13 protein-coding genes and 8 tRNA genes are annotated in these 14,834 nt (G+C 37.9%); 16 read left to right on the plus strand and 5 right to left on the minus strand.

Translation table 11 applies throughout. The features are described from left to right. Positions 1-50 precede the first annotated feature (50 nt). The 14 genes from pgsA to icd all read left to right on the plus strand — a co-directional run bounded on the left by pgsA (position 51) and on the right by icd (position 8,800). On the plus strand, positions 51-632 hold the full coding sequence (pgsA, locus tag QUE03_RS09660) for a CDP-diacylglycerol--glycerol-3-phosphate 3-phosphatidyltransferase (RefSeq protein WP_286267508.1): 582 nt from the start codon (positions 51-53) through the stop codon (positions 630-632). 148 nt (positions 633-780) lie between these two features. After that, positions 781-856, plus strand: a tRNA-Gly gene (locus QUE03_RS09665). Positions 857-922: 66 nt separating this feature from the next. Then, positions 923-996 (plus strand) — tRNA-Cys (locus tag QUE03_RS09670). 4 nt (positions 997-1,000) lie between these two features. Continuing rightward, a tRNA-Leu gene (locus QUE03_RS09675) sits at positions 1,001-1,086 on the plus strand. A 62-nt stretch (positions 1,087-1,148) separates the two neighbouring features. Further along, a tRNA-Gly gene (locus tag QUE03_RS09680) sits at positions 1,149-1,224 on the plus strand. A gap of 45 nt (positions 1,225-1,269) precedes the next feature. Continuing rightward, positions 1,270-1,345 (plus strand) — tRNA-Gly (locus QUE03_RS09685). Positions 1,346-1,387: 42 nt separating this feature from the next. After that, a tRNA-Leu gene (locus QUE03_RS09690) sits at positions 1,388-1,473 on the plus strand. 21 nt (positions 1,474-1,494) lie between these two features. Next, positions 1,495-1,570 (plus strand) — tRNA-Gly (locus QUE03_RS09695). A gap of 64 nt (positions 1,571-1,634) precedes the next feature. Beyond that, positions 1,635-1,720, plus strand: a tRNA-Leu gene (locus QUE03_RS09700). Between the two features lie 325 nt (positions 1,721-2,045). Then, a complete protein-coding gene (locus tag QUE03_RS09705) occupies positions 2,046-4,814 on the plus strand; it encodes a methyl-accepting chemotaxis protein (RefSeq protein WP_286267511.1) in 2,769 nt (922 codons plus the stop codon). A gap of 26 nt (positions 4,815-4,840) precedes the next feature. Then, complete coding sequence (locus QUE03_RS09710; RefSeq protein ID WP_286267514.1) at positions 4,841-5,506, plus strand: TorF family putative porin; 666 nt, start codon at positions 4,841-4,843, stop codon at positions 5,504-5,506. A 354-nt stretch (positions 5,507-5,860) separates the two neighbouring features. Beyond that, the gene (locus tag QUE03_RS09715; protein WP_286267515.1) at positions 5,861-6,592 is read left to right on the plus strand and encodes a substrate-binding periplasmic protein; all 732 of its coding nucleotides are present in this window, start codon (positions 5,861-5,863) and stop codon (positions 6,590-6,592) included. A gap of 24 nt (positions 6,593-6,616) precedes the next feature. Next, entirely contained in the window at positions 6,617-7,309 is a 693-nt protein-coding gene (locus tag QUE03_RS09720; RefSeq protein ID WP_286267517.1) for an SGNH/GDSL hydrolase family protein, read from the plus strand. 240 nt (positions 7,310-7,549) lie between these two features. Then, the gene (icd, locus tag QUE03_RS09725; RefSeq protein WP_286267519.1) at positions 7,550-8,800 is read left to right on the plus strand and encodes an NADP-dependent isocitrate dehydrogenase; all 1,251 of its coding nucleotides are present in this window, start codon (positions 7,550-7,552) and stop codon (positions 8,798-8,800) included. An 81-nt stretch (positions 8,801-8,881) separates the two neighbouring features. Here icd and cspD read toward each other — a convergent pair whose 3' ends face one another. After that, a complete protein-coding gene (gene cspD, locus QUE03_RS09730) occupies positions 8,882-9,103 on the minus strand; it encodes a cold shock domain-containing protein CspD (protein WP_286267521.1) in 222 nt (73 codons plus the stop codon). A 214-nt stretch (positions 9,104-9,317) separates the two neighbouring features. On the opposite strand from cspD, the gene clpS reads away from it, so the two are divergent. Further along, positions 9,318-9,638, plus strand: a complete 321-nt coding sequence (clpS, locus tag QUE03_RS09735; protein WP_286267523.1) for an ATP-dependent Clp protease adapter ClpS — start codon at positions 9,318-9,320, stop codon at positions 9,636-9,638. A 27-nt stretch (positions 9,639-9,665) separates the two neighbouring features. Beyond that, positions 9,666-11,924 (plus strand): ATP-dependent Clp protease ATP-binding subunit ClpA, encoded by a 2,259-nt coding sequence (gene clpA / locus QUE03_RS09740; protein WP_286267525.1) that lies wholly within the window; start codon positions 9,666-9,668, stop codon positions 11,922-11,924. Positions 11,925-12,000: 76 nt separating this feature from the next. On the opposite strand, the gene infA is transcribed toward clpA, so the two are convergent. The 4 genes from infA to trxB all read right to left on the minus strand — a co-directional run bounded on the left by infA (position 12,001) and on the right by trxB (position 14,692). Next, positions 12,001-12,219, minus strand: a complete 219-nt coding sequence (infA, locus tag QUE03_RS09745; RefSeq protein WP_011043571.1) for a translation initiation factor IF-1 — start codon at positions 12,217-12,219, stop codon at positions 12,001-12,003. 84 nt (positions 12,220-12,303) lie between these two features. Then, positions 12,304-13,005 carry an arginyltransferase gene (locus QUE03_RS09750; protein ID WP_286267526.1) on the minus strand — a complete coding sequence of 234 codons (702 nt, stop codon included), beginning with the start codon at positions 13,003-13,005 and terminating at the stop codon, positions 12,304-12,306. A 3-nt stretch (positions 13,006-13,008) separates the two neighbouring features. Then, on the minus strand, positions 13,009-13,728 hold the full coding sequence (gene aat, locus QUE03_RS09755; RefSeq protein WP_286267528.1) for a leucyl/phenylalanyl-tRNA--protein transferase: 720 nt from the start codon (positions 13,726-13,728) through the stop codon (positions 13,009-13,011). Between the two features lie 16 nt (positions 13,729-13,744). Then, positions 13,745-14,692, minus strand: a complete 948-nt coding sequence (trxB, locus tag QUE03_RS09760) for a thioredoxin-disulfide reductase (RefSeq protein ID WP_286267530.1) — start codon at positions 14,690-14,692, stop codon at positions 13,745-13,747. Between the last annotated feature and the right edge of the window lie 142 nt (positions 14,693-14,834).

Below are 14,834 nucleotides of genomic sequence, written 5' to 3' on the forward strand. Positions count from 1 at the left end.
AAGTGTGAAATAGCTCTCTGTAATTAAGCAGAAACAACTTGTGAAGTACTATGTGGACCATTCCAAACCAGATCACCTTATTTAGAATCATTCTAATACCTATTTTTATCATTGTTTTTTATTTACCTATTTCGTGGAATAATTTTGGTGCTTTCGCTATCTTTTGGCTAGCAGCTATTAGTGATGCGCTAGATGGCTATCTTGCGCGTAAGCTAAATCAATCTTCAGCATTTGGGGCGTTCATAGATCCCGTTGCTGACAAATTAATGGTCGCAGCAGCTTTAATTATGTTAGCCGATGATTATGGAGTTTGGTATATATCCATACCAGCAATGATTATGATCGCTCGAGAAATATTTATTAGTGCCTTACGCGAATTTATGTCTTCTCGTGGCAAAAGGGACGTTATTGCAGTTTCAACAATGGGTAAATATAAAACGGCAGCACAAATGTTGGGGATTATGGGTTTAATTTGGCAGCCTGATTATGATATTCCCCTAATCATTTTTAACTTCCCTTGGGAAATTTTAATGTTTGCAGCATACGGTTTTTACTTTGTTGCTACAATTTTAACCGTTTGGTCAATGATGTCTTACTTTAAAGCAGCATGGCCGGAGCTAAAAAGCAGTTAGTTATTGGTTGTTTTTAGTCACTTATAGTTAAAAAATCATCATTTTAGACGCTTTTTAATCAGTTGAAATAAATTTGATATTTAATGGTTGACTCGTTTTAAATTCAATGTAGAATGCGTTTCCAGTTGACAGGGAGTCAACCAGTAAAGCGGCTGTAGCTCAGTTGGTAGAGCATCACGTTGCCAACGTGAATGTCACGAGTTCGAGTCTCGTTAGCCGCTCCAATTTCTTTCTTATCGTAAGGTTTGAAAGATGATCTAAGGAAATACTATCCAGTTGTAGTGAAATATGGCGGGTTGGCAGAGTGGCTATGCAGCGGATTGCAAATCCGTGGACCTCGGTTCGACTCCGGGACCCGCCTCCACAATGCCCGGGTGGTGGAATTGGTAGACACAAGGGATTTAAAATCCCTCGCTGAATAAGCGTGACGGTTCAAGTCCGTCTCCGGGTACCATTTCACATACATTGGTTGTATAGAAGAAATGTAGATTAGCGTCTACAGTGTTGAAAATTTAAGCGGCTGTAGCTCAGCTGGTAGAGCATCACGTTGCCAACGTGAATGTCACGAGTTCGAGTCTCGTTAGCCGCTCCAATTTCAACAGTAAAAGTCTTTATTTTTAAGGCAAGAAAAATTTAAGCGGCTGTAGCTCAGCTGGTAGAGCATCACGTTGCCAACGTGAATGTCACGAGTTCGAGTCTCGTTAGCCGCTCCAAAATTTTACTATTCGTTCGAGATGAAAATTAGGCAATTCGTTGCCCGGGTGGTGGAATTGGTAGACACAAGGGATTTAAAATCCCTCGCTGAATAAGCGTGACGGTTCAAGTCCGTCTCCGGGTACCATTTCATCTTTGAACATATGAAGCGGCTGTAGCTCAGCTGGTAGAGCATCACGTTGCCAACGTGAATGTCACGAGTTCGAGTCTCGTTAGCCGCTCCAATCTCCCTTTTAGTTATTAAAAGAACTAGGTGATCCAATACTTAGTATAAAAAACTTCCCTTATGCCCGGGTGGTGGAATTGGTAGACACAAGGGATTTAAAATCCCTCGCTGAATAAGCGTGACGGTTCAAGTCCGTCTCCGGGTACCATTTTATTACTGTCATATCAGTTCGATAATTTCAATAACTTCATACTCTTAAAACCTACGTTTATAAACGTAAGCAATAAATCGATTTCTAACTAATGAATACTCAATTCAACTTTAAAAAATTAGATTTCTAACAATTGATTTTGCAAAATATACTGTTTTGATTAGTAAAAAAACTAAAAACTACCCTTCTAAATTTTCGGAATATTCAGCGCTATTTGTAAATTTAATCTACTATAAAGGTTGGAAAACATAAATATATTGTTTGTTATGGACAATTAGTGGCTCAAGGATGACTTTGTAATAATCTTTAAGTTGTTATTTTTATGATGAATCTACGAAGTTTAAAAGTAAAATTTATACTGATTTTCATTGCGATAGGTTTAACTCCAGCAATAGTTACTAGTGTTATTTCTACAATAAATAGCTCAACAGATGTAACAGAGAAAGTTTATAACCAACTTACCGCGATTAACCAAATTAAAAAGCAGGCCATTGAAAACTACTTTGCTGAACGGCAAGGGGACATGGGAGTTCTTATCAATATTGCCGATACCATGCAACAACAAGCTTTTATGAAGTTATCGGCAATAAACAAACTTAAAAAATCTCAGCTTAGTGATTATTTTATTAACAATACTGTTCAATTGGAAATTCTTGCAAAAGAAGAAAGTACTCACCAAGCTATCACTGAATTAGTTAATAATTTTTCAAATAAGAATCAATGGCAAAACTCACTTAATAAATACGATAAAAATTATAAACCGTTGTTGTCGTATTTTGGCTGGTACGATTTTTTTATCATTAGTACTAAAGGTACCATTGTTTATTCTGTCGCTCGAGAAAATGATTTAGGGAAAAAAATTCCTGAAGATTTAGCGGACAGTTCACTCTATCAAGCTTTCAATTTAGCCAAGCAATCGGGGACTGTAGAAGCTAAATTTGCTGACTTTCTTCCCTATGCCCCCAGTAATAACGACCCTGCTGCATTCGTAATTAAACCAGTAGAGGTGAATGGAAAACGTATTGGTTACATTGCTTATCAGCAACCATTGGATAGAATTAATAGCATTTTAGGTGATAGGGAAGGAATGGGGATATCGGGTGAGTCATATCTTGTTGGTCAAGATAAACTCATGCGCTCAGACTCTTACTTAAACCCGACAGAATATTCTGTTATAGCCTCTTTCGCTAATGAAAATAAGGTACAAACACAGGCTGCGCAAAATGCATTGAATGGAATAAAAAACACCGATGTCATTATGGATTATAACGGTAATCCTGTAGTGAGTAGTTGGGATTATATTGATATTGGTAGTGGTGTACGTTGGGCAATAATTTCCGAAATTGATGTCTCTGAAGCATATAACCCTAAAACAGCTAATAATGAAGATTTTTATAAAAGTTATATTGAAAAGTATGGCTATTATGATTTATTTCTGATCGAACCAAACGGTCATATATTTTACACAGTAACCAAAGAGGCTGATTTTAATACAAATATTTTAACGGGTAAATATTCAACTTCCAATTTGGGCCGTTTAATTACAGACATTAAACAAAGCAAGCAATACGGTTTTGTTGATTTTGCTCCTTACGAACCTAGCAACGGTGATCCTGCCTCATTTATTGCACAGCCTTTACTAAACTCTGATGGACAAACCATGATGTATGTTGCTTTGCAGTTGCCACTTGAGGGTATACAAAAAATTATGGGCATTAGGGAAGGCATGGGAAAAACGGGGGAAAGCTATTTAGTCGGTAATGATTTGAGAATGCGTAGCAATTCATTTCTTGATCCTAAAGGTCATAACGTCAAAGCAAGCTTTGCGGGTTCGATCACAGAAAATGGCGTCGACACTGAAGCTGCTAAAAGAGCTCTTAATGGAGAAAAAGGCACCGATATTATCATTGATTATAATGGCAACCCGGTACTTTCGTCCTTTGATCATATAGAGTTTGGTCATTTTAATTGGGCGATATTATCGGAAATCGATGAGCCAGAAGCGTTTGCCTCAATTCGCACTAATACGCTATTTATGGTCATCTTAATGATGACCATAATTGCTGTGGTGGTGTTAATAGGTTTATTTGTTGCTAAACGAATTACTACCCCAATTATTGACATTTCAGTTGTCGCACAAAAAGTAGCCCGTGGCGACTTAACCATGGAAGTTGAACAATCATCTAATGATGAGGTAGGTCAACTACAGGGAGCTATTAGCAAAATGATAGCCAACTTATCTCGAATGGTTAGCAATATATCAGGGATAGCCATTCAACAAGCTTCTACTTCTGAAGAGCTTGCGGCAATAACTACGCAAACAAGCACTACGGTTAGCGAACAACAGGCGATTTCAGAGCAACTCGCTGCGGCGATGCAGGAAATGGGGGCAACCGTTAATGAAGTCGCCGCTAGTACGACGAGTACATCATCTGCGGTCAATAATATTAAAGAAAAAGTAAATGATGGTGCGAGTAAGTTAGACGGAACATATCACTCAATCGTATCAATGACTGAACACATTCAGCAGTCGGAGTTAAGTGTTCAACAAGTACGAAAAGATTTCGATCAAGTTGTTAATGTTCTCGGTGTAATAAAAGGTATTGCCGATCAAACGAATTTATTAGCACTAAATGCTGCGATTGAAGCGGCTCGTGCTGGTGAACAAGGTCGAGGTTTTGCGGTAGTCGCCGACGAAGTTCGTCAACTTGCACAAAGAACGCAAGATTCAACTAAAGAGATAGACGATATGATCAATACCATCATGGATGGTGCTAATTCATCAGTTGAAGTTATGGCAAGTAGCGTAACCCAAGCTAATTCTGTACAGGAACATGCTAAAGAAGCTAGAGATCTTAATCAAATAATAGCAGGTGATATAAATGAAATTAGTGATCTAAGTGCGCAAATAGCCACTGCTGCTGAAGAACAATCAGTGGTTGTAGAAGAAATTCTACAAAACGTTGAAACGTTAAACTCAGGAGTAACTGAAACAAGTCATGCAACTGATAATATTTCAGAATCAAGTGTAGAGCTAGCTCGTTTAGCAACCGAGTTGGAAAAAGAATCAACCGCATTTAAAACCAAATAACTAGCTAATAAATAAAGGTGTGTACCATGAATAAATTTAAGCTTCTCAATATGTCGTCAATGGTAATATTATCTTCGCTAATTGCAATACCAACATCGGTTTATGCCGTTGATGGTTTGTATGCAAATGTTGGTTTTACTAATAGTTATTTGTGGAGAGGTCTAGAACAGACTAACGGAGATTCTGCGATATCGGGTGGTATTGATTATGAAAGTCAATCAGGGTTTTATGTAGGTACATGGGTTTCTAATGCGGATTGGGATAAAGAAATGACCTATGAACTTGATTTTTATGGTGGTTACACAGGAGTGATAAAAAATTTAAGTTATGATGTAGGTTTTGTACATTATGCATACCCAGATAGTCTAAATGATGTAGATTTTACCGAAGTAAATGCAAGTGTGGCTTATGGTGCTATTACATTTGGATATGCCGTATTAGCCAATGCAGAAGGTGTCGATTTTGGTGACGATTCATACATTTCTCTGGATGCAGACTTCACAGTAGCGTCGGGTATTGGATTATCCTTGCATGTAGGAGCAGGTACAGATGATTTTTATGCAGGGGAATCGTTTGTTGAATATGGTGCCAGTTTGAGTAAAAATGGCTTTTCATTTGGAGTATCAAATACTGATTTAGATAATGATGATGTGAAGTTTATCATTTCTTATGTAATTGATATTGATTTATAAGTATTAACTCGTTTAAATTTTGGTTTAATAAGACGTTATACTGATTTGATACGTATATTTAGCAATGTTAACTTTCATAAATAATATTTATAGTGAAAATCAAATAACATTTAAACATAAACTCTTCACAGTTTCCTTAATTCAAGAATTTAAAACCCGCCATTGGTAAGGGCGTGTCGATGTAGCCTCAATCCCCTGAACTAGCGCGTATTATTCTACATCACTTAATTCCGATGAGAATTCCTAAACTAATTGATAAAAGTTCTGTAAATTTTTTGTATTTTCTTTCTAATTCATAATAATAACGACCATACTAAAGATAAGTTTGCTTTGTTATTGGGTTCATGTCGTTAAATGAATCGTGTTATTTACACATTATTATTAGTTTTAGTTACCTGTAGGACTTTGGCGAATGATACATCTTTCGTATTGAAATATGATCTTTCAGGTTCCAGTAGCTGGATCCCATACTATATTGATAACAAAGAAACCCCAGGGATTTTAGGTGAGTTAATCCCACTTATACTTGAAGAAGCGAATATAGAAGGTCGTCAAGTAACATTGCCTCCTAAGCGTACTAATTTAGCCTTACAACACGGTATATTGGACTTTGATACAGTCAGCCCTAGCTGGCTTAATAAAGAAGAGATGTCAGCTAACTATGTTTTTAGTAAACCACTTATTGCTATTCAAGAGTTTATCATTTATTTGCCTAACACCTTTGAAGAGTTACCATCTAAATCAATTATTCTTGGAGAAGAAGTAGGGACAATAAGAGGCTACTATTACCATGACGATGACAAATTTATTCGTGCTGATTTTAGCTCTGAAAGGGAACTAATATTTGCGCTTTATTCAAAAAGAATTAAGTATGCAATCATGGGGGATTTGCCCGCCATTTATTGGTCTTCTAAATTAAGAATTCCCGTTAGTTTTGGTCCAAATCATTCAGCTGGAAAACTACACATCAGATTAAGAGCAGATATGAAAGGGCTCTTACCTCGTATTAATGACGCAATTCAAAGAATAAAAGCTGACGGCAGGATTAATCTAATTTTGAATAAATACCAACTTATAAATAAGTAGATTGTAAAAATAAGAGATTCATTCATGTATACAACTCTTAAATATATCATTACGTTTCCGATATGGTTTGTTCAAGCGATATTAGTAAAACAGCGGGCTATAAAACTACCCGAAGCCGCAGGCACAAGGATGCACCAAATTGATGACGTTCCTTGCGTCGCTGTAATTGGTGATTCTGTGGCTGCAGGCGTAGGTGTCGAAGACATTAATAGCTCATTGGTTGGCGCATTAAAAAACAAACTTATGAAATTAACGACTGATAATATCTCATGGTATGTATATGCGAAATCAGGAGATAAATTAAAAGACTTAACAGCGAAACTAAATGATATAGATGTGCAAGCTGATTACATCGTCATTTCAATTGGTGTTAATGATGTTACGGCGTTTACATCTGCTGATAAGTGGCAATATACCATGCGTCAATTATTTCAAAAGTTAATTACTCAAAGCCCTAACAGCAAAATACTCTTATTGGCTATTCCTCCAATGGAGCAATTTCCTCTTTTACCAAATCCACTTGCCAAAGTGCTTGGCTCCCGAAGTAAAAAATTAAATTTGGTTAGTGAAGCGCTTTGCCAGAAATTTCATCAAGTGAGCTTTATGAGGGTGGATATTGAAGCGGATGAAAGCTTGTTTGCGATAGATGGATACCACCCTTCAGCAAAGAGCTGCAAAATGCTAGCCAATAAAATAGTTGATGAATTGTTAAGCTAAATTTTTTGCATTCTCGATTGACTAGTTATTTTGTCTATAATCATTTATATGGGTCTTTATTAATCAATAGCTGAATATTTATGCATCATAAAACTCACTATTCACCTAATAAATGTTCACTATCACGCATTGGTGATTAGTGTAAATGCTCTTTTTCGTTTAGCTTTAGACCATGAAGCAAATTAATTTGCTTATATTGCATCGCAAATCAAAAATCATTTTCTTCTCGGAGATACGCATATGTCTAATAAAGTAACGGTTCCAAGTGAAGGCTCAAAAATTACCTTAGATAACGGATGCTTAGTTGTCCCACAAAACCCGATCATTCCTTACATTGAAGGCGATGGAATTGGAATTGACGTTACTCCGCAAATGATGAAAGTAGTAAATGCAGCGGTAAATAAAGCATATCAAGGGGAACGCAGAATACATTGGATGGAGGTGTATGCAGGAGAAAAAGCAACGCAGGTGTATGACTCTGAAACATGGTTACCTGAAGAAACCCTCGAAATGTTCAAAGAGTATCGAGTTGGCATCAAAGGCCCATTAACCACCCCTGTTGGCGGTGGTATTCGCTCATTGAATGTAGCACTACGTCAGGTACTGGATTTGTACGTGTGTCAACGTCCTGTGCAGTGGTTTACTGGTGTCCCAAGCCCAGTTAAACATCCTGAAGCTGTGGATATGGTTATTTTTAGGGAAAACTCTGAAGATATTTACGCAGGAATTGAATACAAAGCCGGTACGGAAGACGCGACTAAGGTTATTAACTTCCTAACAGAAGAAATGGGTGTGTCTTCTATAAGATTTGTTGAACAATGTGGTATTGGTATTAAGCCAGTGTCAAAAGAGGGAACTGAGCGGCTAGTGCGTAAAGCAATACAATACGCTATCGATAATAATCGTGATTCTGTAACACTAGTTCACAAAGGCAACATCATGAAGTATACCGAAGGTGCTTTTAAAGACTGGGGCTATCAATTGGCACATGATGAATTCGGCGCTGATATACTGCATGGTGGACCGTGGTTATCATTAACCAACCCGAATACAGGTAAAGAAATTATCATTAAAGACGTGATTGCCGACGCAATGTTACAGCAAATATTACTTAGACCTGAAGAGTATGACGTTATTGCAACGTTAAACTTAAATGGGGATTACCTTTCAGACGCTCTCGCAGCACAAGTAGGTGGGATAGGCATTGCTCCTGGTGCAAATATCAGTGATGAAGTTGCTGTATTTGAAGCGACACATGGCACTGCGCCTAAATATGCGGGACAAAACAAAGTAAATCCTGGCTCCGTTATTTTATCGGCGGAAATGATGTTACGGCATATGGGGTGGGTAGAGGCTGCAGATTTAATGCTAAAAGGTATGTCAGGCGCAATCGGCGCCAAAACGGTGACTTATGATTTTGAACGTTTAATGGAAGGAGCGACATTGGTGTCTTGTTCAGAATTCGCTGAAGAAATTATAAATCACCTATAAAAGCTTAAAGTTACAAAATAAACTATAAAAAAACACAGCTTAAGCTGTGTTTTTTTGCTTTGAAACGCAGATTCAGCTAAATTAGCTTTCTGAATCTTTTTCTGATGGCTTTATGCTTGCAGCATGGTGACCTTTGGGACCTTCATTGAGCTCGTAGTTAACGTCCTGTCCTGCTTTAAGAGTTCTGTAACCGTCCATTTGAATAGTGGAGTAATGAGCGAAAATGTCTTCACCACCGTCTTCAGGTCGGATAAAACCGAACCCTTTAGCATTGTTAAACCATTTTACTGTACCGTGAGCCATACTTCTACTTCCTTCTTTTTCCTGCGGTATATTTTCGTTACGCTTCCATAAGTGTTGTTGCGCGACGAAAAGATGACTAAAAATTAGTCACTTCTAAATCGTAGATAAAATATGGAATTAGTCAAGAGAATTACAAAAATATTTACAAATTTTTAATGTTTGTAAATTCGAAAAAGAATGAGCAAAATTAACTAGTAGAGACTAAAATAAATTTATGAGTAACTGGAAAGAATTAACAGAATCACAGGCAATTGAAGAGGAGCTAGTAAAGGAACGATTAGAAGAGCCTCCTCGATACCATGTGATTTTGTTAAACGATGACTACACACCAATGGATTTTGTAGTTGAAGTTCTAAATCGGTTTTTTAACATGGACTCTGATAAGGCGACCGATATTATGTTGACGATTCACTACAAAGGTAAGGCCCGTTGTGGCACATTTACTGCAGAAGTTGCAGAGACAAAAGTAGATCAGGTCATTCGTTTTGCTATCGAAAATGAACACCCGTTGCAGTGTTCAATGGAGCAAGCATAAAATGCAAGGTATTGATTGGAGTAACCTATGCTAAATAAAGATTTAGAAATTTCGTTAAACCTAGCTTTCCGTCAAGCTAAGGAGTCTCGACACGAATTTATGACGGTAGAGCATTTATTACTTGCATTATTGGATAACCCTTCTGCAATTGATGCACTTAAAGCTTGCGGTGCAGATATGCCTAAACTGCGTAAAAGCCTGTTGGAATTTATTGGTGAAACGACCCCCGTTATTCCAGTTGAAGAAGAGGAAAGAGAAACTCAGCCAACTTTAGGTTTTCAGCGTGTATTACAACGCGCTGTATTTCATGTCCAATCTTCAGGCAAGAGTGAAGTAAACGGTTCAAATGTATTAGTTGCCATTTTCAGCGAGCAAGAATCTCAAGCAGCCTATATCCTGAAAAAATCAGATATTACACGCTTAGATATTGTTAATTATATCTCTCATGGTATTTCAAAAGTTGATCACGGTGAGCCAGGCCAAATTTCAGATGATATTGAACCGCAAACTGAAGAAGAACCACGTGTTGTAGAAAGTTTCGCCGTTAACCTAAATGATGAAGCCAAGAAAGGTAATATTGATCCGCTTATTGGCCGTGATGACGAAACAGAGCGAACACTTCAAGTGTTAAGCCGTCGTAGAAAAAATAATCCGTTGTTTGTTGGTGAAGCAGGTGTTGGCAAAACAGCTATCGCCGAAGGACTAGCGAACTTAATTGAGTCGGATAAGGTACCTGACTTTTTAAATGGGGCAACTATTTATTCGTTGGACATGGGGGCATTACTTGCTGGCACCAAATATCGTGGCGATTTTGAAAAACGGTTTAAGTCGTTATTAAAAGAATTAGAACAAGATAAGAAAGCTATTTTGTTTATTGATGAAATTCACACCATTATTGGCGCTGGTGCAGCATCTGGCGGTATGATGGATGCGTCTAACTTGATCAAACCTTTATTATCTGGCGGTAAATTACGATGCATCGGTTCAACAACCTATCAAGAGTATCAAAGTATTTTTGAAAAAGATCGCGCATTAGCTAGACGTTTCCAAAAAATTGATATCGCTGAGCCAAGTGTTGATGATACCACGAAAATACTGTTGGGTTTGAAAGACAAGTATGAAGCCCATCACGGTATTCGATATACCAATAAAGCATTGCGTGCGGCTGCACAATTAGCTGACAAATATATTAACGAACGTTTTTTGCCGGACAAGGCCATAGACATCATTGATGAGGCTGGAGCAAAGCAACAATTGGTAGCACCATCTAAGCGTAAAAAAGTGATCAACAATCATGAAATCGAATCTATTGTTGCAAAAATAGCCAGGATACCGGAAAAATCTGTATCTTCGACGGAAAAAGATAGCCTTAAAAACTTAGATCGTAATCTAAAATTAGTAGTGTTTGGTCAAGATCATGCCATTGAAGAACTTTCTTCAGTTATACGTTTATCTAGGGCAGGGTTAGGTAATGAGCAAAAGCCTGTAGGTTCATTTCTATTTGCTGGCCCTACTGGTGTTGGTAAAACAGAGGTTACACAGCAATTGGCTAAAACTATGGGATTGGAGTTACTTCGTTTTGATATGTCTGAATATATGGAAAAACATGCAGTTAGTCGCTTAATTGGCGCACCTCCTGGATACGTTGGATATGAGCAAGGTGGGCTGTTAACTGATGCCGTTATAAAACACCCTCATTGCGTTGTATTGTTAGATGAAATAGAAAAAGCCCATGAAGACGTTTACAACATCTTATTACAAGTTATGGATCACGGAACACTGACTGATAATAATGGTCGTAAGGCTGACTTTAGAAACGTAGTGATTGTACTAACAACCAATGCGGGTGTGCAAGAAACTACACGCCAATCAATTGGTTTTAAACAACAAGATCACAGTGTCGATGCTATGAATGAAATCAATAAAGTGTTTACGCCAGAATTTAGAAATCGATTAGATAACATTGTGTGGTTTAATCATTTATCGACCGAAGTGATTAATCAGGTGATCGATAAATTCATTGTTGAGCTTCAAGCACTTCTTGATGAAAAAGGTGTGTCGTTAGAGCTAACTAAAGATGCTAAAGCATGGCTAGCAGACAAAGGCTATGATAAGGCCATGGGTGCTCGCCCAATGGCACGCTTAATTCAAGAGCAGCTCAAGAAACCATTAGCTAACGAATTGTTGTTCGGTGACCTTACTCAAGGTGGCGTGGCTAAAGTTGGCGTGAAGAAAGGAAAGCTCGTCATCAACACGGAAAGTAAAAAGGAATTAGTCGAGCACTAGTTTTTCAAGTTCTAAATAGCGGACAAAAAAAAAGCCCTGTTATTACAGGGCTTTTTCATAAGATAATGAATTTTAATTATCTAGCACGGAAAATAATGCGACCTTTCGATAAGTCATAAGGTGTTAATTCAACCGTAACTTTATCTCCAGTTAAAATACGAATATAGTTTTTACGCATTTTGCCAGAAATATGTGCAGTAACAACGTGTCCATTTTCTAATTCAACGCGGAACATAGTATTAGGCAGTGTATCTAACACAGTACCTTGCATTTCAATATTTTCTTCTTTCGCCATTGGGCGGTAACCCTCTAAATTGTGCTTAAATAAAAAACTGCCGCGATCATGCCCAATTGCGAGGACAATGTAAAGCACAGAGTACTATTTATTTATGATTTGCCACGTTTGGTTGATTAATCTTTGGTGCGGGAAATATTTGTTTTTATAGTTCATCTTTTTACAATCATCTATTTGGTAACCAAGGTATAAAAATGGTTTTTGTAAATTGACGCTAGTTTCTATTTGTTTGAGAATGGAATAAACACCGAGACCAGATTGTCGATAGGTTGGATCATAAAAAGTATAAACCGCTGATAACCCGTCTTTAAGTTCGTCTGTCACTGCGACACTTATTAATTTGTTGCTGTCCCATATTTCAATATACCGTACCGGGCACACAGTGCAGTTTACAAAGCCGGCAAATTGTTCCTTAGTTGCCGGGTACATAGCCCCATCACTATGTATGGTATTGATGTACTGTTCGTACAACGGATAATAGTTATCTTGAACAGTATCAGAAATTTTTATATTGAACTGGGCATTTTTTTTGAGTAAACGCTTTTGACTCTTACTTGGCGTAAATAGTTCACACATTACTCTTAACGAATGACAAGCCGTACATGCTTGGCAATGAGGGCGGTATATTTGATCGCCACTACGTCTAAAGCCTTGATGCATCAGCCAATTGTAATGGGACTGGTCATGAAACCGTTCATCTACTGCAATTAGCAGTCGTTCGTTTTTGTTCGAAAGGTAGTTGCAAGGAAACTCTTGTGTTATCCCTAGTTTAAAATCTTGAGTCATTTACTACTTCAATGTTAAAGGCCGAGCGTGCCAAAACTGATTTGACAATTCAACGTTAAGTACTTCTTGTTTTAAGGATATAAATTTATTTCTTGAAATACTAACACAGCCCATATCTTGTAGAAATTCATTGGATATTTGGCAATCAATAAATGAGATATTTTGCTCTGCAAGTAGTTGACACATTGCTACAAGTGCAAACTTTGATGCATTAGCCTTTCTATAGAACATTGATTCACCAGAAAACAGTCCATTTATGGCGACACCATATAGCCCACCGACTAATTCATCTTCTAACCAAACTTCGATAGAGTGTGCGTAGCCAAGTTGGTGGAGCTGCTGATAAGCAAGTTGCATCTCGTTGACGATCCAAGTGTCTTCTTTTCTAAAGGGAGCGTCTGCGCATAATGAAATAACTTGATCAAAGGCGGTGTTTAACGTTATTTGGTACGGTTGTCGATTAATGAATTTTCTTAAGGTACGGTTTATTTTGATTTCACGAGTAAAAATAATTGCCCTTGGATCCGGAGACCACCACATAATGGGCTCCCCGTCACTATACCAAGGGAATATGCCGTGATTGTAAGCATTTAAAATACGAGGAGGAGAGAGATCGCCACCAACAGCTAATAACCCATTTGGATCTGGCAAGGCGTTATTAACAGGAGGAAAATCCAGACTCTCTTCAGATAAGAAAGTAAGAGTCTGGTTTACATTGGTCATCAGTCGTTTTATGACCTTATTTAGCGTCTAAGTATCGCTCAGCGTCAAGTGCCGCCATACAACCTGCACCAGCAGATGTAATCGCTTGTCTGTATATATGGTCTGCAACATCACCTGCTGCAAATACACCTTCTATACTCGTTTGCGTTGCATTACCGCTTGTACCGCTTTGAATCGTAAGGTAGCCATCTTTCATGTCTAACTGACCTTTGAAAATATCCGTATTTGGTTTATGGCCAATAGCTATGAAACAACCTGCTACATCAATTTCTTCGGTAGCCTCAGAATTTGTATCTTTAATACGAATACCTGTAACGCCCATATTATCACCCAGCACTTCATCCAAAGTACGATCTGTGTGCAAGGTAATATTACCGTTAGCTACTTTATTCATTAACCTATCGGTCAAGATTTTTTCAGAGCGGAATGTATCACGTCTATGGATAAGGTGTACTTCAGAAGCAATATTTGACAAATAAAGTGCTTCTTCTACGGCAGTGTTACCGCCACCTACAACCGCTACTTTTTGATTTCTGTAGAAAAATCCGTCGCACGTTGCACAAGCTGAAATACCTTTACCCATGAACGCAGTTTCAGATTCTAAACCTAAATACTGTGCTGAAGCGCCAGTACAAATAATTAATGCGTCACACGTATATTCACTGCTTCCTTTGAGCTTAAATGGACGAGACTCTAAATCAACTTCTTCAATGTGATCAAAAATAATCTCAGTGTCGAATTTTTCTGCATGCTTTTGCATACGTTCCATTAATGCTGGACCGGTTAAGTCGTCCGCATCACCCGGCCAGTTTTCAACATCTGTTGTTGTTGTTAATTGGCCACCTTGTTGCATGCCTGTGATCATAACTGGGTTTAAGTTTGCGCGGGCTGCGTAAACTGCGGCAGTGTAACCTGCTGGGCCTGAGCCTAAAATAAGTAGAGGACAATGTCTTACGTCGCTCATGAATTCTCCAAAATATATCAATACAATTAATTAATTGATTGGGATTCTAAGGAAATATATCAAGAGGGTAAAATAACTTTTAGACAAATAAAAAGAGCGCAACTTATAAAGTGCGCTCTTTTTTTTACACTATTCACCTTTT

This window comes from Thalassotalea atypica (genome assembly GCF_030295975.1).
GTDB lineage: Bacteria > Pseudomonadota > Gammaproteobacteria > Enterobacterales > Alteromonadaceae > Thalassotalea_F > Thalassotalea_F atypica.